Source organism: Roseburia sp. OM02-15 (genome assembly GCF_003481835.1).
In the GTDB taxonomy this organism is placed as follows: domain Bacteria; phylum Bacillota; class Clostridia; order Lachnospirales; family Lachnospiraceae; genus Eubacterium_I; species Eubacterium_I ramulus_A.
In genome coordinates this window covers 18,079-40,216 of the sequence record NZ_QULX01000008.1, presented here as the reverse complement: position 1 = coordinate 40,216, position 22,138 = coordinate 18,079, and the positions used below count along the sequence as shown (strand labels likewise).

Sequence of the window (22,138 nt, the reverse complement as noted above, 5' to 3'; positions counted from 1 at the left end):
CTGGTAAAAATCCTGCTTACAGTTGGAATCTATTTACCTGCATATACGTTTTTAACCAAATCAAGGAAGCCCCCTGCTTCAATTGCGAAAAGCAATAAGCAGGGGTAGGGACTTGCTTGTATCAGGAGGGGTGCAAGCCCCTTCTGATAAGCTGCGAAGCAGCTATTTGGTTATGAGCAAGTAGCGAAGGCGGATTGCGAATATCCTTTGACTAAGCGCCAGGCAAACAGCTTGTTATCTTGCAGATTCGTATGCCCGTTTGACTGCTGGAAGAATCACTCTGCATACGATACCGATCAGCAGACCGGTAAGAAATCCGGAAATCAGAAGTACCGGAACATAAAAAATCAGCTTCAGATTTTCCACCACAAGCATTGCCACAATCAACTGTCCAATGTTGTGGCAGATACCACCCATGACACTGACCGCAAGGATCGACAGCTTGTCTGTTTTTTTCAAAAGGAGCATGACTGCCAGACTGAGCAGACCGCCCGCCAGACTGTACATGATGGATGCCAGATTTCCAAACATGAATCCGCTTAAGAAGATTCGCACAATGGAAATCAAAAATGCCTGCTTCCCACCAAAAAGGTAGATTGCCGCCACAATGACCAGATTGGCAAGTCCCAGTTTTACACCCGGAATCCCGAAGTTGATCGGGATCATGGTTTCTACATAACTGAATATCATGGCAAGTGCGATCATCATTGCCATCAGAGCTACTGTTTTTGCAGATATCTTTTGTTTTTTCATATCGTTACCGCCCTGTCTCTAGTTTGTCTGGATTTTTTCAATATTTTTGTTATTGTTCATATTGATAAAATCGTCATAAATGCCGTCTGTGATATAAAGTTTGCCGTCCTCATCTTCCATGATGGCGTCAAATCCGTCCTCTGCACAATGTTCCTCACAATAAGTAATGGCATCCTCTGTGCCAAGTACAAACAGAGATGTGGATAATCCGTCTGCCAGTGTGCTATCCGCACTGACGATCGTCACAGAGATCAGACCGTTGTTGGCAGAATAACCGGTTTTCGGATCGATGATATGGTGATATTTCACACCGGTATCCTTATCTACAAAGTAGCGCTCATAACCGCCGGAAGTGATAATAGCTTTGTCTGTGACGCTCACGCCGCCCAGATATCCGTTTTCATCCTTCGGATCCTGAATGCCGACTTTCCACTGACTGCCATCGGTTTTATTTCCAAGGACGTGTGCGTTTCCGCCAAGGTTAATAACTGCACTCTTGATGCCATAGCTTTTCATCACATCCATAACTCTTCCGGACGTATAACCCTTGGCAATTCCGCCCAGATCGATCTCCATGCCTTCCGGGAGACTGATGCTTGTCTGTCCGTTTTCTTCGCTTAATATGATTTTTCCCGCATCTACCAGCGCAAGTTTTGCTGCCAGATCAGACTCACTCGGTACTGCAAAATTTCCTGTGGTAAATCCCCAAAGCTGCATCACCGGATAAATGCTGATATCAAAGGCTCCGTTTGTACTCTGATAAATATCCAGGGCACGTTTTACCAGATAATCGGTATCCTCAGAAAGTACGCCACCGCCGTTTGCGTTGATCTGTGCGACTTCACTGGTGTCTTTTCCGGTAGACAGCAGATCGTCCAGACGCTGAATCTCAGCAATACCCGCTTCTACTGCTTCCTGTGCATTTTCGCCATAAGCGGTCAGTGTCATATAAGTATCCATGGCAAACACATCGCTTGTATATTCCTGACTGCTGTCTGAGCTGTTCTGCTCTCCGGCATCTTCTGAAACTTCACTCTGTACAGAGCTGTCCGTTCCTGACGCACCGTTTTTATTGTTACAACCTGCCAGCGGCAGACAGACTAAGGCTCCACACAAAAGTGCGATTAACAGTTTTCTTTTTTTCATCTATTGGTATCCTCCGTATATGCTTTTTCTCTTATTGATACAATTTTAATGATTAGCTTGAGCTAACGCATATTTTATTACATTCACTTCTTTTATGCAAGCTTGTTCCCAAAACTTTATCGATACTTTTTTATCAATAAGAAGGACTGTATCGCATTTTATACCGTATTCCGCAATTTCGCAAGCAGTTTCTTTTCCCGTCTGGAAATCTGAACCTGCGTCGTTCCAAGCAGTTTTGCCACCTCCGACTGTGTCTTTTCTTCTACATAACGAAGCTGAAGCAGCTGACGTTCTTCCGGCTCTAATGTATCCAGCAATTGCTCCAGAAAAATGTGGTTGACCTGCTGCTCAATCAGATTTTTCTGATCCCGGATCTGTTCGCCAAGTGTGATCTCCTTTCCCTCATTTCCGGGAACCGGTCGGTGAAGGGAATCCACATCTGTATTGGCTTCCAGCGACTGCACGATCTCCTCAGATGACATTCCGGTTTTCCCGGAAAGTTCCTCCAATGTCGGATCACGACCGTACTCATTCTGCCATTCCGTCACCGCCTGACTGACTTTCCAGGCAGCTTCTTTTAAGGTACGACTGACTTTCAGCATGCCATCGTCTCTCAGATATCTGCGGATTTCTCCGATGATTAGCGGTACGGCATAAGTGGAAAATTTTACCTCATAATCCGTATCAAAACGGTCGATTGCTTTTAACAGACCGATGCTCCCCACCTGAAACAGATCCTCCGGATCGTATCCGCGGTTGGAAAATCGCCGGACAATGCTCCAGACCAGTCCCAGATTGTTCTGTACCAGCAGATCCCGTGCTGCTTTATCCCCCTGGTGCGCGCGCTTAATATACTCCAACACCTGCTCCATATGTAACTACCTGATTTCTTTTTCCATAGAAACCCGGGTTCCTTTGCCCGGTGTGGATTCCACTTCCACGGTATCCATAAAGGCTTCCATGAAGGAAAATCCCATGCCGGAACGCTCTAGATCCGGTCGCGTGGTAAAAAGCGGTTCCAACGCCTGCTTGATATCTTTGATGCCTCTGCCTTCATCGATAATGGACACTCGCAATTTACGACCGGTCAGGGTTCCCTCCATCCAGATCGTGCCGCCGCGCTGGTTGTAACCGTGAATGATACAATTTGTGACCGCTTCGGATACTGCCGTCTTGATGTCTGCCAACTCCTCAATGGTCGGATCAAGACTGCTGACAAATGCTGCCACCGCGGTTCTGGCAAATCCCTCATTTTCGGATTTTGCCGCAAATGTGATCTGCATCCAGTTTTCTTCTGCATATTCTTCCTGTTTTCTCTGTTCCATCACTCCTGCTCTCCTTCCTCTGCAATCAGTTCATCCAACCCTGACATATGAAAAATTTTATACATTCGTTCGTTTAAATGTTCTGCCCGAACGGTTCCGCCGGAGAATTTCATATTTTTGTACCGTCCTAAGATGACGCCGATGCCGGAACTGTCCATCCATTCGGTACGGGAAAAATCGAAGATAATACTCCGGATAAAATAGGCTTCTGTCAGCAGGTCGGCTTCTTCCCGCAGACTGTCGGAAATATGGTGGTCTAACTCCTTCGGGATGTAGATACGAAGGGTATTTCCTTTGATCTGATATTCACAGTTCATGTTTTTGTAGCTCCTTTTATTTTCTTTTTTAAGGCAGCTGAGGGAAAAAACACGCTGCCATTTACACAACAAAAAAGCAATATACAGAAAAAGATTTCTACACCATTTCATGTGTCTTAGGAAAACATTTGTATGTCTCCTTTGTTCTCTTCCGTATATTGCTACTTTTTTAGTACTTATTTAATTTTCATTAAAATCAGATTATTCAAGTCGAACGCACGTGAGACTTGGTGCGTGATTCTGGTCAGCGCAAGCTGACATCTTCTTTTCAGAATCACTGCACTCTACACTCCGTTCCGGTCGGCGCAAAACCATTGTCTCCCAGACAATGTGCGCCCTCGCGGAGCATTTATCTCAGTCGGAGATTGAACTCCCACTGAGAAATACTTGTTACTACTCACCACTTGCAGAAGTGGGAGTCTCAACTCAGACTGAGATGATCTCACTTCATAACCAGAAGATCTGTTAGTCATTATTATCTGAGTTGTCGCCAGAGGTATCTCCGTCTGACGTATCGGACTGATTATCCGTAGTTTGGCTTTCACCCGGAACGGTAATTCCACGGCTCTGCATATCGTCGATCATTTCCTTACAGGTGTTGCGTACACTGGAGGAATTTGTTTTATCTCTTGCAATCTGGAACCATTTCAATGCATTGCTCTCATCGTTCTGATAGTTATACGCAAATGCCAGATAGTACGCTGCCTTACCTTCCTGATATCCTTCGTCGGACTGTACGATGGACTCCAGCTTTGTGATGGCTCCGCTATAATCTTTCTGCTCATACAGATTCATCGCTTCGTTCATATCGGCTTCCATCATTGCACTCTGTACGTCTGTCAGCATATTATCGTAAATCTGCTGTGCGTTTTCACTGAGCAAATCTCTGTTTACGTTCGCCAGTGTCTCACCTGCTTTTACGTGGTCATCTGACGCGTAAGCCACATAGGCATTTAACAGTTCCTCGTAGGACTGATTTTTCTGATCCGCGGAACTTGTCGCTGTCTGTGCATCTTCTACGGTCTGCTTCAGACCTGCGATCTCATCTTCCAGACTCTTGATGCTTTGCTCTCTGGTGGCAATGGTCTCATTTGCCTTGATAAGCTGAGAAGATGTGTTAGAATTTGCATTTTTCCGGATTCCCGGTACGATCAGGAAACATACCACAGCGATACCGATGGCAGCTCCCACCAGCAGGTTGATCACAGATAAAACAGCTGTATTATCCGTAAATTTTGCCGGACGAATGATCAGATCGTTGCCGCTCTGATAACTTACCGTATCTTTTTCTTTCGGTTTTACTTTGCCGTTTGCAGTCAGATGCGCTCTGCATTCTTTTTCGTAACGCATCGTATTTGGATCACCGGCATCGATTTTTTTTGCATTTTTTAATGCACGCAATGCCAGGTCATAACGTTCTTCCTTCATATATAGCAAAGCCAGCAGCTGATGTCCTTTTACAAGCTTCGGATTCAGGGCAAGTACTTTTTTCATCTGGATCAGTGCCAGATCTGTATTGCCCTCTTTGCAGTAAGTCAGTGACTGGTTAAATTTTTTCACCGTCTGGGACATGGTATCCAATCTCGCTGAGCTTTTCTGGATATCAGTCAGGTAATCATTTGCAGGATTGTCCTTCCCCTGCATACTCTTACTGATGATCCACTCGCTCAGTGCCTTTACGATCTCGCCCATCTCAAAATAAACCAGTCCAAGCAGGTTTCGCGCCTGAATATTCATTTTATTATAACGAAGACTCATCTTCAGATATTCCACTGCCCCGGTCAGATCCCGTGCCTGAGCGCACTCCAGTCCGTCATTGTACAGCTTATTGGAAATGCTTACAATCTTTTTCCAGACTCTGACATCTGCTTCACAGCTCGGACAGGTACCCATAGAATCCAGATGAGCACCACAGTAATAACAGTTCATCTGTCTCCTCCTATCTTCTGCTTTCTTTCAGCATTTCCTGTAAAATATCCATCATATCGGTCAGATCGCGGTTATAAATAGAATCTTCCGCTTCTTCGATCTCCATACTCGGTTCAAATTTCTTTAATTCTTCCTCAAAATCAATCATCACAGTTCTCCTTCCATACTTCCATCAATGCACCTATGAAATAGAGGGAGCCTGTACAGAAAAATTTCTGCCCCGGCTTCTTCTTCTCTTTCATTGCCCTGAACGCCTCCCGGTAATCGGCATACCCCGTCACCGGTCTGTCTGTATCTTCTTCGAATAGTTTCTCTAATTTTTCAAAAGATATGCCACGCTCATTGGGAATCGTGGTGACTGCCATCTCCTCCCAGGAAATATCTGCTGTCAGCATATCGATTGAAGTACTGTAATCCTTTTCTTTTACCATGGAAAACAGCAGAAGTGGACGATAGGTATCTTTGGCAGTCAGTCGATTTACTGCTTCGGTAAACATTCCTATTCCAGAGGTGTTATGCGCCCCGTCAAAATAAATCTCCGGTTCTATTTCCTGCATTCTACCCTGCCAGAACGCCTCTTTCATGCCTGCATGAAGCTGTTCTTCGGCATTTTCACCGGCAACTTCCTCTGGATACTGCTGCTGCAAGATCCGCATTGCAAGAATCGCCAGCGCTGCATTTTCCACCTGGTATTCTGCGGCTCCCGGAATCGTCCATCTTGTTTCCTTATCATACGCAGTTGAAAGGGAAAAATCAATAAAATTATTCTTAAATTCCAGAATCTGGAACATTTTTTTCTCCAGTGCAGTGCATGGACTGTGCATTTCGCCTGCATGCGCCCGGATCACTGCGGAAGCTTCCGGATCATTGGCATCAAAAACTACCGGAACGCCCGGCTTGATAATACCTGCTTTTTCCCCGGCAATCTGTGCGATGGTATCCCCAAGGATTTCTGTATGCTCCAGACTGATGGAGGTGATAATGCTTAACACCGGATCGGCAAAACTGTTGGTCGCATCCAATCTGCCGCCAAGCCCTGTTTCCAGAACAACATACTCCACCTGCGCCTCCGCAAAGAGTACCATACCCATGGCGAAAATAAACTCGAAAAATGTCGGATAGCCCAGACCTTTCTGATCCAGTTCCTCTGCTGTCTTTTTTACCCGGGCATAGGCAGACAGAAACTGTTCTTCGCTGCAAAGATCACCGTTTAACTGAAAACGCTCCCGCACATCCATCAGATGCGGGGATGTAAACAATCCCACGGTTTTTCCCTCAGAAAGCAACATATGGTAAAGGAAGCAGCAAACGCTTCCTTTACCATTACTTCCTGCCACATGAATGACTTTGCAGTGATTACCCGGATTGCCAAGCAGCTCCATGAAATGTTTCGTGTGTGCAAGGCTGTGTTTTTTGGTAAACTTCGGAATCCCGTACAGGAATTCCACCGCTTGTTTCATGTTTTCACTCATATTATTTTAACTGTGCCAGACGATTTTCTACGTCTTCCATCATCTGTTTGTATTTCTCAAGTTTTGCTTTCTCCTCGTCAACTTTTGCCTGAGGTGCTTTGCTTAAGAATTTCTCATTGTTCAGCATACCGTTGGAACGCGCCAGCTCTTTTGCAAGTTTTGCTTTCTCTTTCTCCAGACGTTCCCGCTCTTTTGCCATGTCTACCAGCTCCTCTAACGGAATGTATACAACGGCATTCGGAATAACAACGGATACGGCATCCTCCGGGATTCCGGCTTTGTCTGCCTGTACGTCGATCTCATTTGCGGAGATTAACTGGCTGTAAATGTCTTTGTGAGAAGCAAACAGCTCACGCAGGTTCTCATCCGGGGATACGATGAAATATTTTGCTTTGCGGCTTGGTGGAACGTTCATCTCAGAACGAATGTTTCGGATACCCTTAACCAGTACTTTGATGGTCTCCACATCAGCTTCTTCTTTTGCAAAATTCCACTCTTCTGTGTATTCCGGCCACGGAGCAAGCATGATGGTCTCCTCTTCCGGACAAAGTGTGCAGAAGATCTCCTCTGTGATGAACGGCATGTACGGATGCAGCATCTTTAATGCGTTGGTCAGTACGGTTTTCAGAACCCAGAGTGCTGTATTTGCAGCTTTCGGATCCTCTTCTTTCTTGTACAGACGTACTTTTGCAATCTCGATATACCAGTCACAGAACTCTTCCCAGATGAAGTCATATACTTTCTGAACTGCGATTCCCAGCTCATATTTATCCATGTTCTCTGTTACGTCTTTTGCCAGAGTATTTACTTTGGATAAAATCCATTTATCAACCGGCAGCAGATCTGCATCTTCCGGTTTGGTCGGCTGCTCATCGCCAAGGTTCATCATAATGAAACGGGATGCGTTCCAAACTTTGTTTGCAAAGTTACGGCTGGACTCTACACGCTCCCAGTAGAAACGCATATCGTTTCCAGGTGCGTTACCAGTGATCAGTGTCAGACGCAGGGCATCTGCACCGTATTTGTCAATAACCTCTAACGGATCAATACCGTTTCCAAGGGATTTACTCATCTTACGTCCCTGAGAATCGCGCACCAGTCCGTGAATCAGTACGGTATGGAACGGCTCTGTTCCGGTCTGCTCTAACGCAGAGAATACCATACGAATAACCCAGAAGAAGATGATATCATATCCGGTAACAAGTACATCTGTCGGATAGAAGTAATCCAGTTCTTCTGTTTTGTTTGGCCAGCCAAGTGTGGAGAATGGCCACAGTGCGGAGGAGAACCAGGTATCCAGTGTATCCTCATCCTGTTTTAAATGTGTGCAACCGCATTTCGGGCATTTCTCCGGCATTTCGCGGGAAACAACCATCTCGCCGCACTCGTCACAGTAGTAAGCCGGGATTCTGTGTCCCCACCAGAGCTGTCTGGAAATACACCAGTCACGGATGCCCTCAAGCCAGTGCATATAAGTCTTTCCGAAGCTTTCCGGAACAAATTTCAGTCTGCCGGACTGTAATGCATCAATCGCCGGTTTTGCCATTTCTTCCATTTTTACAAACCACTGCGGTTTGATCATTGGCTCAACGGTTGTCTTGCATCTGTCATGAGTACCTACGTTGTGAACGTGCTCAACTACTTTTACAAGCAGTCCCATCTCGTCTAATTTATCAACGATGGCTTTTCTTGCCTCGTAACGGTCCATACCTTCGTAAATACCGCCGTTTGCGTTGATGGTTGCATCGTCATTTAAAATGTTGATCTCTTCCAGGTTGTGGCGTTTTCCTACCTCAAAATCGTTCGGGTCGTGTGCCGGTGTAATTTTTACGCAGCCAGTTCCGAACTCTTTGTCTACATACGGATCAGCAATAACCGGGATCTCGCGGTTTACGATCGGAAGCAGTAATTTTTTACCGATGATGTCTGTGTAACGCTCGTCATCCGGGTTTACGGCTACGGCTGTATCACCAAGCATTGTCTCCGGACGTGTGGTTGCGATCTCTACGAATCTGCCTTCCTCGCCAATGATCGGGTATTTGATATGCCAGAAATGACCTGTCTGCTCTACGTGCTCTACCTCTGCATCGGAAATAGAAGTCTTGCAGACCGGACACCAGTTGATGATACGGGAACCTTTGTAAATATATCCTTTGTCAAACAGACGGATAAATACTTCTTTGACTGCCTCGGAGCATCCCTCATCCATGGTAAAACGCTCTCTGTCCCAGTCAGCGGAAGATCCCATTTTCTTTAACTGTTTTACGATACGTCCGCCGTACTCTTCTTTCCAGTCCCATGCGTATTTCAGAAACTCATCACGGGTTAAATCTGCTTTGTTGATACCTTTGTCTTTCAGGCTGTTGATAACCTTAACCTCTGTTGCGATGGCTGCATGGTCAGTACCCGGCTGCCATAATGCGGAATAGCCCTGCATTCTCTTGTAACGGATCAGGATATCCTGCATGGTGTTGTCCAGAGCATGTCCCATGTGCAGCTGACCGGTGATATTTGGCGGCGGCATAACAATGGTAAACGGTTTCTTACTTCTGTCTACTTCTGCATGAAAATATTTATTGTCTTCCCATTTCTGGTAAAGACGGTCTTCGATCCCTTTCGGATCATAGGTCTTTGCTAATTCCTTCATTCTGTCTCTCCTTCCAAAACATGAATTCTCTTTGTAAAAATAGCCAAACGGAAAATCTTCCGCTTACATGCTGTAACCTAACAAAAATGTACCCGTTATCATACAAATACACCTTTTCATATGAATTAAAAAGCCCTCCACATGCACAACACATGTGAAGGGCGAATCTACGCGGTACCACCTTCATTTTATCTCACCTGTCTCTTTTTGAACTCCACTGAAATGGAAGAACTACCATTTCATTACTTATAAAAGTTTGGAATCCAACTCAGATGAAGATGAAATCTCTTCGATTGATTAACGGGAATCACCCGAGATTTCCTACGCACCATATAATATATCTGCCATCTCATTCCCGGTTCTATTAAACCGCTTTCTTCCATAGCTGGAACAAGTTCCCTATATCACTCTGGCTTCAGACATCCGGTTCCAAAGCTACCTTCCGCAAACTGCCTGTCAAACGGTCTTCCAGTCTGTGAACCGCTCTCCCTGTCACTGCATCTTTCGCGTACTCCTCTTTGTCACTACCTTTTTTACTATAAAATTGTAAAGCAGATATTCGCAATCCACTTTCACTACTTGCTCATGAACACAATTGCTTTCCAACCTGCATTCAAAGTCTTAAAATATCATAAACAACATTTTTTGCCTTGTCAAGTCCTGATTCACGATATGCAGCTATCCTGAAGAAAAAACAAAAGACCAGATAAAATAAGGATTTTTCTTCTCTCATTTTATCTGATCTCTTACTCTGCTTTTTTTACTATGTTTCTTACAATTGTGAATAGCCAAATCCATTTACCATGGCTTCAATGGCAAATCCTTTTTTGCAATATGGGCATTCGTCTCTGCCAAACGCCTGATAGCCCGGCACATCATCTGCATTAAATACAGAATGTACTTCCATGCCGCCAACTTTTTTTACCGTACTGAAAATAGAAGAAATACCGCGCACGGTTCCTCCATAATACTGTACACATTCCAGGCTGCGTCGCACGGTCAATCCTGTCGTAGTAGTTGCCAGCAACAGAATGACATTTTTTCCTTTGATCGCCGGAATTGTGTTATCACGGAAAATCAGCTGATTGTTTGCATTGTACTCCGGAGTAACTACATAAATCGTATCATGCAGGTTTGTGTTGCGGAATCCGCGTTTTTCAAATTCCTGCGCCAGATATGCACCGACCACTTCCGTGCCATCCATGCAAACGATTGTGTCTACCACAGTAGAGTTCACATAGTCTCCCGCCAAACTTTTTGCAACTTCCTGTGCCTCGTTCGCACGGGTTTTCAAGCTTGTCATATCAATGTAAAAATTGATATGGGAATGACTTGTGGCAAAGTGTCCCGGAATGGCATGCAATGCCACATGATTGTTGTTTCTCGCATACAGTTTTACCATTCTTGCTTCCATAGATTCCATCGTAAAATTCCCCCTCTTACGTTAATCATAATGTCTGTCTTATTTAGGCAGGCAAAACACTCAGCTTCTTTTTATTCACTCAATCAGAGCAAATACTTTCACTTCTATCCGCACTGAGACAACAGATCTACATTTCTATATCGCTTCTGATTATTTGATAATGTGACCAAGTACGCCGTAAGAAATCAATGTCATAATTACAGCTGCCAGACAGATTCCAACCAGAATCGCCTTGAACGCTTTCTTGATATCCATATCAATCAGAGATGCTACCAGAGCCCCTGTCCATGCGCCTGTTCCCGGAAGTGGAATACCAACGAATAAAACAAGTCCCCAGAACTCATATTTTTCGATCTGGTCACGTTTTTTCATTGCCTTGTTTTCCATTTTCTCAACCAATGGACGGAACAGCTTTGCTTTTTTCAATGCTGCAAATATCTTTTTAATAAAAAATAAAATAAACGGAATCGGAATAATGTTTCCAACTGCGCTGATCAGGATTCCTTTCCACATCGTAATATCCAGCAATGAAGATGCCAGAATACCGCCTCTCAGCTCCAGAATCGGGAACAGTGAAATAATAAACACAACCGCTTCCCTTGAAATATGTGTACCTAAGGTACTTGTAAACCAGGTTACCAGACTTTCCATACAATCCTCCTAAAAATCTCATCTTATATTCTGCATTATTTTACACTATTTTTCCAGAAAAAGATATAAGGATTTTCTTAATATTATGCAAGCCTGGGGCTTTTTATAATCTACCGGTTTCTTTCAGATACTTTTCTACCTCTGACAAAAATTCATCCATCTCTGCATCGGTTCCGATGGTGATACGCAGATAATTGTCAATCCGCGGCTTTTTAAAATAGCGGACGTAAATATCTTTTTCTTTTAATTTTTCAAACAGTTCCTCTGCCGGACAGCTTTTGTGTGATGCAAAAATAAAATTGCTCTTGGAATCACGGAAGGTAAATCCAAGCTCTGTCAGACGCAGTTTCACACGTTCTCTCGTCTGAATGATCTTATGTAATGTCTCCTCAAAATATGCCTGATCATTGATGGATGCCACGCCAAGATCCAGTGCAGTCTGATCCATGGTATAGGAATTGAAAGAATATTTTACATCATTCAGGTATTTGACCAGCTCCGGTGATGCCATCGCGTAACCGATACGCATTCCCGCCATGGAACGTGATTTTGAAAATGTCTGAACCACGATCAGATTATCATATTTTTCCAGTAATGGCAAAGCGGTCTCTGCGCCAAAGTCCACATATGCCTCATCGATGATCACGATAACATCCTGGTTGTGCTGCAAGATATCCTCGATCATCTCCTGAGATGCTTCCACACCAGTCGGGGCATTCGGATTCGGGAAGATCACGCCGCCGTTTTCTTTATAATAATCCTCTTTGCGGATATTGAAATCATCATCTAACGGTTGTGTCTCATACGGAATGCGAAATTCCTCTGCCCACACATCGTAAAAAGAATAGGTAATATCCGGAAACAGGATCGGTTTTTCTCCATTAAAAAAGGTCATAAAACACATGGCAAGAACGTCATCGGAACCAACACCGACAAATACCTGCTCCGATTTTAAACCTTTTTGTTTTGCAATCGCATTCACCAGACGGATGCAGGCCGGATCTGGATACAGTCTCAAACGGTCAGGATCCAGATTTTTTAAAGCCTCAGCAACACCTGGGGCTGGTGGATACGGGTTTTCATTTGTATTTAATTTGATCATGCGTTCCTTGTTTGGCTGTTCGCCCGGAACATACGGAACTACTTTACGAATGTTCTTTTCCCATGCTTTTGTCATCACTTTTTACTTCCTTCTACAGTTTTCTACACTGTACCACACTAAAGTGCTGCTTGTAAAGAGTTTTTCTGGTTTTGGGGATATTGGCTGAAAATTTAGGTTTATAAAGCGAAATCAAGGACGGGTTCTGTGCGGCTAGTCACTCTCTTCCCTCACTTCACAGCGGTTTTATCGCGCTCATTCTCGGCTCCTATAAAAGCTGGTCGCCTCCCACTCACGCAAAACCTTGTGAAGCTCAGTCGTTCGCTAAATCGCTCCCCCAGAACCCCGTCCTTGATTTCGCCATTTACACAACTAATTCAAGTCGAACGCACGTGAGACTTGGTGCGTGATTCTGGTCAGCGCAAGCTGACATCTTCTTTTCAGAATCACTGCACTCTACACTCCGTTCCGGCGGCGCAAAACCATTGTCTCCCAGACAATGTGCGCCCTCGCGGAGCATTTATCTCAGTCGGAGATTGAACTCCCACTGAGAAATACTTGTTACTACTCACCACTTGCAGAAGTGGGAGTCTCAACTCAGACTGAGATAAAATCGCAGAGTTCTTTTCACAATGTAAATTTTTAGTCACAAAAAGTATTACGCTTTCAGCAACAGCAGTGCATGTTCAGGTATTGTCACGCGTAATTTTTCGTGCGCTGCCAACTGCTCTGCCTGTTCTTTATCCATCAGAATACGCAGTGACATCGTATCCTGATTGTATTTCAGAACCAGTTCGGATTCAAACTGCTGCTCTAACAGACGGTCCATCTGCATAATAGAACTGTTTTTCGCCGGTTCTAAGTCCGCTGACACTTCAATATAATGTGCACGCACACCAACGAAAGAAATATCTTCCGGAATTTCTTTTTCCAGTTCAAAACAGATACCCCAGTCCGGAACTTCCAGCTGATGCGCAGACAAGCGTTTTGCAGGCACGATATTTCGACATCCGGAAATACGGGCTGCTGCCTGTGTTACCGGATTTGCGAAAAACTCTTTTTTCTCCTGAATTGTTTCCATGTGACCTTTTTCCAATACGCAGATACGATCACACAAATGATATACTTCATCACGGCTATGGGATACAAAAAGTACTGTTTTTCCGATCTCAGAAAGCAGATCCTGCAGTTCTTCTTCTACCTGCCATTTCAAAAAACTGTCAAGTGCGGACAGTGGCTCATCCAACAACAGAATTTCCGGCTGTGACGCCATCATGCGCGCCAGTGCCACACGCTGTTTCTGACCTCCGGAAAGCTGACGTGGCAGATGATGCTCCAATCCTTCCAGACGGAAACGTCGGATATAATCCTGCACAATCGCTTTTTCCGATTTCTTTCCCATACCCGCCATGATATTTTTCTCGACGGTCATATTCGGGAACAGCGCATAATCCTGAAACATATATCCAACTTTTCGTTTCTGCGGAATCAGATTGATTTTTTTCTCAGAGTCAAATAAGGTACGTCCGTTTAACACGATTTTTCCTTCATCTGGTGTCTCAATTCCTGCAATGCACTTCAATGTCATACTTTTGCCACATCCGGAAGCACCAAGCAGGGCAAACATTTCCTCCCCTGCTGAAAACGCAACATCCAGAGAAAAATTGCCAATTTTCTTTTTTATCGCTACTTCTATTGCCATAGTATTCCTTTCACAACACAGATTTTCCCATTTTTGCTCAAAACATTTTAAATGCTTTACACATATCCATTCGTTTTTTGCATTTTATAAACAGATACAGGGAACGTATTTACCAGCTCTGTGTATTTTTCATATTTTTTCCTGCTACAAGGTTCATTGCAACGATAATGCCAAAAGCAATCGCTAAAATAAGAATAACCCATACGCCTGCCGTCAGATAATCACCATCCTGAATAACCATGGCGATCTTCTGCGAAATCGTCGACGTCTTTCCGGGAATATTACCTGCCAGCATAGAAGTCGCACCGTACTCACCAAGTGCACGCGCAAAGGTCAGGATCGTTCCTGCGATAATACCCGGTCCTGCATTTGGTACTGCCACCTTCCAGAAAATCTGCAATTCAGACATACCAAGTGTCCGCGCTGCATAGATCAGGTTAGCATCCAGCTGTTCAAAGGAAGCACGGGCATTTCGATACATCAACGGGAACGAAATCACCGTTGCCGCAATGATACAGCCAAGCCAGGTCTGTACTACTTTGATGCCAAACTGATGAAACAAAAACATACCGATCGGACGTCTCTTACTAAATAACAACAGCAGGAAAAATCCGGCAACGGTCGGCGGCAGAACCATCGGCAGCGTCAGAAATCCGTCTGCGATCGCTTTGGCACGCTCACCGGCATGAATGACTTTTCTTGCCGCAAATAATCCTAAGAAAAAGGAAATAACCGTTGCCACAATTCCTGTTTTAAAGGAAATAAACAACGGTGTCCAATCCAGATTCTTTACAATTTCCATAATTGTGTCCATATTTTTCTCCCTATGCTCCGATCATATATCCGGAGACATTTCTCTTACACGCTATAAAGCATCTTAAAACAGAAAATATTTCAATTTCTATCTTATTCAGATAAAACCCGACCAGCTTTCGCCACCCGGGTTTCACTTACATTCTACTTAATTTTCAGGTTGCACGAAACAAAAAACTCATTACTGATATCATTTTGTTATGCACACCTGAACTATATACACAACTTAGAAGAAAGACCTCTGGCGATTTTTTCTCGGCAAGCGATTGTTAGCTGACGAGACAAAATCGCCAGAGGTCTTTTTCACAGCGTAAATTTTAGCCACAAAAGAAGCTAATATTAATCTTCTACGTTTGTATCGAAGTAGTAGCTGTCAAAAATAGTTTTTGCTGCATCAGATTTAACAAAGTTTACGAAATCCAGAGCTGCTTTCTGCTCTAACTCGTCAGCTTCATCATTCTGAACCTGAGCGATCGGGTAAATTACGTTACCTGTCAGATCATAGCTTACAACCTGAAGAATCTCAAGTTTGTCCCCAAAACCATATGTATCAGAGTAGTAAACAGTACCAACTTCGTTAGATCCCTCTGCTACCTGAGTTTTAACAGCGCTTACGTTACCGCACTCGTTGATTTCAACTCCGCCCAGAGCCTGAGAAACAACATCTGTCGGGATTGTAGATACATCATCTACAGCATCAAGGATACCTGCGTTTACAAGTGCCTGACGTGTGTATTTACCAACTGGAACGCTTCCGTCTGCAAGTGCGATGCTCTTTGCATCTTTCAGGTTCTCAAGACCTGTTACTGCTGTACCGCTTCCTTTGTATGTGATAACTACAACCTGGTTGTTTACTACATTGTGACGTGTTCCGTCTACTACTAACTGATCGTCATTCTGTAATGTATCCATCTGTTTCTGAGCTGCGGAAAAGAATACGTCACAAGCTGCACCTTCCTCGATCTGTGCAAGCAGTGTTCCTGAACTATCATAGCTTGGTACAACAGTTACGTTTGGCTGTGACTCATTGTATTTCTCAATTACTTCGTTTAATGCATTCTCAAGACTTGCTGCTGCAAATACTGTGATTGTTGTGCTGTCCAGCTGATCTGCTGTCTCTGGTGCTGCCTCAGAAGCATCTGTCTGCTCTGTTTTTGCAGATGTGTCAGTTGCTGCCCCCTGATCTGTGTTTTTGTTTCCGCATGCTGCCAGGGAAAGTCCCATTGCTGCAACAAGCATAAGGCTGATTACTTTCTTCTTCATCTCCTTTTCTCTCATCCTTTTTTCTTTTGTTTTATCATGTTTTGTTATGTTTCATGTGTTTTGTTATACTACACATTTCTTTTTCTGTCAATGCTTTTTCTTGGTATTTTTGTGGTATACCTAAAATTCAAAACTTATTTTTTGAACAAACAGCCTTCGTTACATCTATGTAAGTTACTTACTTTTTTGTCATCGGCAAAAAATGTACATCCACTGTACGACATATATTATCTTTCCCACTGTTTATATATTAGGAAATTTTGTTTTACAGGAAATTCAGAAAAATTTCCTGTAAAACAAAAAACAGCTCCTTACCAGAGCTGCTTTCCCATTTCACTGACATCATATCCTGACATCGTTTCCGCTTCACTTTTAAATTCATCTGATCGAATGATATTCAGCAGTTTCTGAAATTCGCTGCGCTTAAGATCTTTCTTTCGAAATACAATATCGTAACTTTCCTGTTTCAGAGGAATAAAATCAAGTCCCTGCATCTGACTTGCTACCTTCTCAATTCCGATCGCCACATCTGCACTTCCGCGCAATACATTGGTTGCTGCGATCATATGTGATGATGCTTCATCCTCATACCCTCTGAGCTTGTCCGGATCAATCTCCAGCTTTTTACACATCTCATCAATAAAAATGCGGATACCGCTGCCTTTTTCCCGGTTGATCATTCTGACATCTTCTCTGGTCAGATCCGTAAATTCCTGAATATTTTTCGGATTGCCCTCTCTGACATAAAAGCCCTGCCAGCGTTTTAACAGATGAAAAACTGCCACCTGTTCTCCCGGCAGCATACGTTCAATATAAGAAAGATTATACGTATCTGTTTTGCCATCCCACATATGACAGGTTGCCACATAATTTTCATTCTGATACATCCGGTACAATCCGCTGTAGCTGCCCATCGGAGACCGGTACACCTGCGTTTTTCCGTCACTCCGTTCATTATAAAGAGAGCAAAGCACATCCAGAAGCTGATCCTGTCCACAGATGACAATATTTTCCGCAGACTCTGCTTCCGGGCTTATGCCCATGTATTCATACAGATCATTTCGTGCGATCCGGAACTGTTTTCCCATTTTCGTTGCCTTCAGATCACCACGTTTGATCATTTCATAAACGGTATTTTTCTTTACCTGCAATATCTCCGCGACTTCTATCGGAGATAAAAACTGTTCATCCATACTTATCCTCCCAAAATCTACTTTTCGTCCAAACAGGTCCCACCCTGCCACTTTCCATATCCCATCTAAGTATAACTTCTGAAAAAAGGCTTTGCAAGCATATCTTTTTATGATAAAATATGCGTTACAGTTCACTCATCACATGTATTCAGGTAATGATCATGCTTGCATGAGGAATTAGCTGGATACATAGTAAAGTAGTAGCGAAGCTACGTGGAAGCCCGAAAGGGCGTTTTGCGAATGGCGCGTATGGACTGTAACGTTCTATCTACTTTCGGGGTGTGGCTTAGTCTGGTAAAGCGCTCGTCTGGGGGGCGAGAGATCGCAAGTTCAAATCTTGTCACTCCGATACCAAAAAGATCCTGCAAACATTTATCTGTGTTCACAGGATCTTTTTACTTCCTTATTTATTATGCTATCCCGTATTTTCCACCAACTTACAATGATTTTATTTAAGGTAAATTTAATATTTTCCACATTGTTTTTTTCCTTTTATAATGCTACACTCTTCTATAAACCTTGAGGAAAAACTGTATTTGAAACATACAGTTTTTAGCGTAAACAGATTATGACTATCTCGGAGCAAAGTTGAGTATGAAAAAATTTTTTAACTATCTAAAACATAACACACACTTTTTTCTATTGCTTTATGCACTTATTTATATTCCATGGTTCACTTACCTGGAGAAAAAAGTAAACATTAATTCAAACTTTCATGTCATTCATGTGGCATTGGACGATTACATTCCGTTCTGCGAATTTTTTGTCATTCCATATTATCTGTGGTTTGTATACATGGCAATTGGAATTCTGTTTATCGCATTTACAGATGGAAAACTCTGCTGGCGGATGGGAATTTTCCTTATTACAGGTATGACTGTGTTCCTTTTCATCTCGGCGATATATCCGAACGGACAGCTACTCCGACCGGAAAGCTTTGCAAGGGATAATATTTTTGTACACATTGTGCAGAAACTGTATGCGACGGATACACCGACGAATCTGTTTCCAAGCATTCATGTATACAATTCTCTTGGAATTTATTTTGCACTTTGTCACAGTGAAAAAATCAAAAAGCATCCATGGATTAAGTATGTTGCACTGGTTCTGACCATTTGCATTATTTTATCTACAATGTTTATCAAGCAGCATTCTGTATTTGATGTACTGACAGCATTTGCGCTGGCGGCGTTTATGTATTCTGTGTGCTATGGTTCGATTGCGGCGGTAATTGAACGACATAGACAGAAACGGATTCCGGCGGGACAGATATAAAATTTTCGTCTTATAATGAATTTAAAATTTATAAAAGCGCCCTCAGTTATTTTTTCTTTTCGGCTAACAATCGCTCGAAAAGAAAAAATAGCTGAGGGCGCTATTTACGTTGTGATAAATGGAACTAACATTCGCTCGCAACAAAGCATAACTAAAGTACTCTCTACATTAACCAAGATCTGCTACGTATACCAACATACGGCCACCACACACCATGCCCTGATCTGCCGCTACTTCGTTGCTCATATCCAGTGTAAAAAGTTTTGTTTCTCCGGTTCCGATCATGCGAAATGCTTCCCGCAGTACTTCGTTTTCGGTACAACCGCCACCGATGGTTCCCGCTGACTGCAGATTGCTGTTGACGGTCATCAGTGCACCGGATTTTACCGGGGTGGAGCCGCTGGTGTCATATACTAGCAGCATAGCTTTTCCGACATTTGGATCACCAAGCATTTCTATCACCCGCGGATCTGTATCGGTACAAGTCAGCAATTGGCTGTGTGAACGTCGCGGCGTTCCTTTTCTGCGTTCTTCGATCAGTTCTGCCACAATGGAAATCGCGATCTCCGGGACGGTCAGCGCACCGATATTTAATCCGATTGGCATGTGAATTTTTGCTACGGTCTCTGCGGCATTTCCTTCTTCCTGCAACAGATCAATGATACCGGCTACCCGACGCTTGGAACCCATCATCCCCAGATAACGTGGAAAAATACCTTTTAACACTTTTCGCAGGCAGGTCAGATCAAATCGATGTCCACGGGTTACTACTGTGACATAATCATTACTTCCTATTTGAAGCATATCTAACGCTTTTTCAAATTCTTCACAGTATATTTCTTCCGCATCCGGAAAGCAACTGCGATTGGCAAAGGAAGGTCTGTCATCTACCACAATAACATAAAATCCAACTGCTGACGCAAATTTGCTGATTGCCTGTCCCACATGACCACCGCCAAGTATAATCAGACGCTCTGGTCTGAAAAACCGCCGTTCATACACAGTATCCTCAATTTTTAATTCCCAAGATCCTTCTCCCGTCTGTTTTATTTCCCGTAACAGTTCTTCGATTCCCTGCATTGTTCCACTCCGTCCAATCTAATATCTTAATGTTTGCTGACCTGATCCTGTCCTTCAAGAAAATACAAAATATGCTCATTCTATTTGTTACTCAGCGCCACTGGAACTCAACTCGAACGCACGTGAGATTTGGTGCGTGATTCTGGTCAGCGCAAGCTGACATCTACTTTGTGTTCGGTATTCTCTGCATTCCTGCGTTGTATCAGATACCTTTCTGCTTCCCTCAGCTGTTCCTTCGTATCCGTATCCATAACGCTGCCGCAATCCGTAACCGGGACTTCTAAAAATTCATCCCCTAGCAGCTTCCAAAAACCGCGCAGACCACCGCCACCCGCAGCATTTTCATAAGAAAGAATCTCCGGCAGCAGAGACATGTCGATCAATACCGGATGCCCGCGTCTCCCATCTACCGTTGGTATGACTGCTTTTTTCCCGGAAGCAAGCATGGTCTCCCATAATTTCTGATAGGTTTCCGGCAAAATGCAAGGCAGATCTACCAGTTGGATGAATACATAATCAAACTCTTTCAGCCTGGGAAGCCCTGTTTTGATAGATGTCAGGATACTTCCATTTCCATAATTGGGATTCCAAATAGTATGAATCCGGTTGAATAAATCGTTTGCCTGCAAATATGCTTCGACGCGTTCCTGTTCAAATCCGGTTACCACATGGATATTATCTATACCTGCATCATACATCGTTTTGATTGTTTGGTCAATCAAATTATTGTCAAGAAATTTTGTTAGTGGCTTTGACTGTCCCATGCGGGTGGACAGTCCTGCTGCCAGGATCAGTCCACCAACACGCTGACTACGGATACTTTGACAATTATGATTGCGATCGACAAGGCGATTATTATCATTCCTGTTGTTATTTTTACTATGATTCGTGTTCTTTTCTTCCATACTTTTTCAATTCCATGCGTTACATACGATATTCTTATTTTTCGGCACACAATCTCTGCCACAGATCACACTGTTTCATAAGCAGGCATTTTCTCTTTCTGCTATCTTATTCAGCTATCTTCTTTATCTTCCTTTATCATCTATCATCAGACGAATGGCATCTACCGCACTCTTAATTGCCGCCTGCGTATCATGTGCCACCGGATTTTCCAGATGCAGTTTTTCCCGCTCCTGATTTGCCACAACCAGAAAAATGGAACCGATTTTTACATGCAGATAACTTGCAACCACAAACAATGCTGCAGATTCCATCTCCGAAGCCAGACATCCAAGCCGTTTCCATGCCTCCCATTTCTGCGTCAGTTCGTAACTTACCGGCATTTTTTCCGGCTCATGCTGTCCGTAAAAAGAATCCTTGCACTGAACAACACCGATGTGGCACGGATAACCGTTTGCTTTCGCCGCTGCTTCCAGTTTCTGTACAATATGATAATCTGCCACTGCCGGAAATTCGATCGGTGCATATTCCCGGCTGGTTCCTTCCATGCGGACTGCTCCGGTAGCGATCACCAGATCGCCGCTTTTGACATCTGTGCGGATGCCTCCACAGGTTCCCACACGGATAAAAACTTCTGCCCCGCAGCGCACCAGTTCTTCCATGGCGATCGCCGCGGAAGGTCCACCGATGCCCGTTGAGGTCACACTGACTTTTTCCCCGTCCAGATAGCCGGTGTAAGTCGTAAATTCCCTGTGATCGGCTACTAAATGTGCATCCTCAAAGAGTTCTGCAATCTTTGCACACCGTTTCGGATCTCCCGGCAAAATAACATATTTTCCAACATCGCCCTGTTTTAAACCAATGTGATACTGAATTCCATTTTCTGTATATTTCATCATGATTCCCCCTCATTTTCCTACTACAAAACAGATCTTTGCAATTCACTCTCGCTGCTCGCTCAGAATGTTGTCTGCTACCACTGCCACTCTCCCGATGCAGCACTTCGCTCAAATATTTCCTGCATCATCAAACTTGGCTGAAGCTGCTTTTTCAAGTTCTTTACTGCATCACATATTGTGTCATCCACAGGATCAACCAGCGAATGATACGGCTCATTCAGAAAATATTTATTTCTCGCTCTGCATAC

The 22,138-nt window shown here is 43.7% G+C and carries 20 protein-coding genes and 1 tRNA gene; 2 read left to right on the top strand and 19 right to left on the bottom strand.

Annotation, left to right across the window (positions count from 1 at the left end; genetic code table 11):
* Positions 1–234: 234 nt before the first annotated feature.
* From DXB15_RS09340 to DXB15_RS09270, 16 genes are all read right to left on the bottom strand, one after another.
* Positions 235–753 carry a Gx transporter family protein gene (locus DXB15_RS09340; RefSeq protein ID WP_109215381.1) on the bottom strand — a complete coding sequence of 173 codons (519 nt, stop codon included), beginning with the start codon at positions 751–753 and terminating at the stop codon, positions 235–237.
* An 18-nt stretch (positions 754–771) separates the two neighbouring features.
* Positions 772–1,899: an FAD:protein FMN transferase gene (locus DXB15_RS09335; RefSeq protein ID WP_118702794.1), complete on the bottom strand. Its 1,128-nt coding sequence runs from the start codon at positions 1,897–1,899 to the stop codon at positions 772–774.
* Between the two features lie 158 nt (positions 1,900–2,057).
* Positions 2,058–2,771, bottom strand: coding sequence for a SigB/SigF/SigG family RNA polymerase sigma factor (locus DXB15_RS09330; RefSeq protein ID WP_109215383.1), 714 nt, complete (start codon positions 2,769–2,771; stop codon positions 2,058–2,060).
* 6 nt (positions 2,772–2,777) lie between these two features.
* A complete protein-coding gene (spoIIAB, locus tag DXB15_RS09325; protein WP_109215384.1) occupies positions 2,778–3,224 on the bottom strand; it encodes an anti-sigma F factor in 447 nt (148 codons plus the stop codon).
* The gene (locus DXB15_RS09320) at positions 3,224–3,541 is read right to left on the bottom strand and encodes an STAS domain-containing protein (protein WP_118702849.1); all 318 of its coding nucleotides are present in this window, start codon (positions 3,539–3,541) and stop codon (positions 3,224–3,226) included. Before DXB15_RS09320 ends, spoIIAB begins: the two co-directional genes overlap by 1 nt.
* Positions 3,542–4,006: 465 nt before the next feature.
* Positions 4,007–5,470, bottom strand: coding sequence for a tetratricopeptide repeat protein (locus tag DXB15_RS09315; protein ID WP_118702793.1), 1,464 nt, complete (start codon positions 5,468–5,470; stop codon positions 4,007–4,009).
* A 10-nt stretch (positions 5,471–5,480) separates the two neighbouring features.
* Positions 5,481–5,618: a hypothetical protein gene (locus DXB15_RS17045; protein ID WP_177957619.1), complete on the bottom strand. Its 138-nt coding sequence runs from the start codon at positions 5,616–5,618 to the stop codon at positions 5,481–5,483.
* Positions 5,611–6,930 carry a bifunctional folylpolyglutamate synthase/dihydrofolate synthase gene (locus tag DXB15_RS09310; RefSeq protein ID WP_158582233.1) on the bottom strand — a complete coding sequence of 440 codons (1,320 nt, stop codon included), beginning with the start codon at positions 6,928–6,930 and terminating at the stop codon, positions 5,611–5,613. The genes DXB15_RS17045 and DXB15_RS09310 overlap by 8 nt, the downstream gene beginning before the upstream one ends.
* A 13-nt stretch (positions 6,931–6,943) precedes the next feature.
* On the bottom strand, positions 6,944–9,589 hold the full coding sequence (locus DXB15_RS09305; protein WP_109215387.1) for a valine--tRNA ligase: 2,646 nt from the start codon (positions 9,587–9,589) through the stop codon (positions 6,944–6,946).
* A gap of 772 nt (positions 9,590–10,361) precedes the next feature.
* Entirely contained in the window at positions 10,362–11,003 is a 642-nt protein-coding gene (locus DXB15_RS09300) for an orotate phosphoribosyltransferase (protein ID WP_109215390.1), read from the bottom strand.
* 159 nt (positions 11,004–11,162) lie between these two features.
* Positions 11,163–11,663 carry a COG2426 family protein gene (locus DXB15_RS09295; RefSeq protein ID WP_109215388.1) on the bottom strand — a complete coding sequence of 167 codons (501 nt, stop codon included), beginning with the start codon at positions 11,661–11,663 and terminating at the stop codon, positions 11,163–11,165.
* Between the two features lie 103 nt (positions 11,664–11,766).
* On the bottom strand, positions 11,767–12,840 hold the full coding sequence (gene hisC, locus DXB15_RS09290; protein ID WP_118702791.1) for a histidinol-phosphate transaminase: 1,074 nt from the start codon (positions 12,838–12,840) through the stop codon (positions 11,767–11,769).
* Between the two features lie 580 nt (positions 12,841–13,420).
* Positions 13,421–14,464, bottom strand: coding sequence for a sulfate/molybdate ABC transporter ATP-binding protein (locus DXB15_RS09285; RefSeq protein ID WP_109215391.1), 1,044 nt, complete (start codon positions 14,462–14,464; stop codon positions 13,421–13,423).
* 109 nt (positions 14,465–14,573) lie between these two features.
* Positions 14,574–15,278, bottom strand: a complete 705-nt coding sequence (gene modB, locus DXB15_RS09280) for a molybdate ABC transporter permease subunit (RefSeq protein ID WP_109215392.1) — start codon at positions 15,276–15,278, stop codon at positions 14,574–14,576.
* Positions 15,279–15,616: 338 nt separating this feature from the next.
* Positions 15,617–16,540, bottom strand: a complete 924-nt coding sequence (gene modA / locus DXB15_RS09275; RefSeq protein ID WP_118702848.1) for a molybdate ABC transporter substrate-binding protein — start codon at positions 16,538–16,540, stop codon at positions 15,617–15,619.
* A gap of 311 nt (positions 16,541–16,851) precedes the next feature.
* Positions 16,852–17,733, bottom strand: a complete 882-nt coding sequence (locus tag DXB15_RS09270; protein WP_118702790.1) for a helix-turn-helix transcriptional regulator — start codon at positions 17,731–17,733, stop codon at positions 16,852–16,854.
* Positions 17,734–18,008: 275 nt separating this feature from the next.
* On the opposite strand from DXB15_RS09270, the gene DXB15_RS09265 reads away from it, so the two are divergent.
* Both DXB15_RS09265 and DXB15_RS09260 read left to right on the top strand, forming a co-directional pair.
* Positions 18,009–18,082 (top strand) — tRNA-Pro (locus tag DXB15_RS09265).
* 245 nt (positions 18,083–18,327) lie between these two features.
* On the top strand, positions 18,328–19,008 hold the full coding sequence (locus DXB15_RS09260) for a phosphatase PAP2 family protein (RefSeq protein WP_118702789.1): 681 nt from the start codon (positions 18,328–18,330) through the stop codon (positions 19,006–19,008).
* Between the two features lie 168 nt (positions 19,009–19,176).
* Here the strand turns inward: DXB15_RS09260 and DXB15_RS09255 are convergent, their stop codons facing one another.
* The 3 genes from DXB15_RS09255 to udp all read right to left on the bottom strand — a co-directional run bounded on the left by DXB15_RS09255 (position 19,177) and on the right by udp (position 21,890).
* Positions 19,177–20,088, bottom strand: coding sequence for an XdhC family protein (locus tag DXB15_RS09255; protein WP_118702788.1), 912 nt, complete (start codon positions 20,086–20,088; stop codon positions 19,177–19,179).
* A 146-nt stretch (positions 20,089–20,234) separates the two neighbouring features.
* On the bottom strand, positions 20,235–20,993 hold the full coding sequence (locus DXB15_RS09250; RefSeq protein WP_118702787.1) for a nucleotidyltransferase family protein: 759 nt from the start codon (positions 20,991–20,993) through the stop codon (positions 20,235–20,237).
* Between the two features lie 123 nt (positions 20,994–21,116).
* Entirely contained in the window at positions 21,117–21,890 is a 774-nt protein-coding gene (gene udp / locus DXB15_RS09245; protein WP_199670984.1) for a uridine phosphorylase, read from the bottom strand.
* Positions 21,891–22,138: the final 248 nt, after the last annotated feature.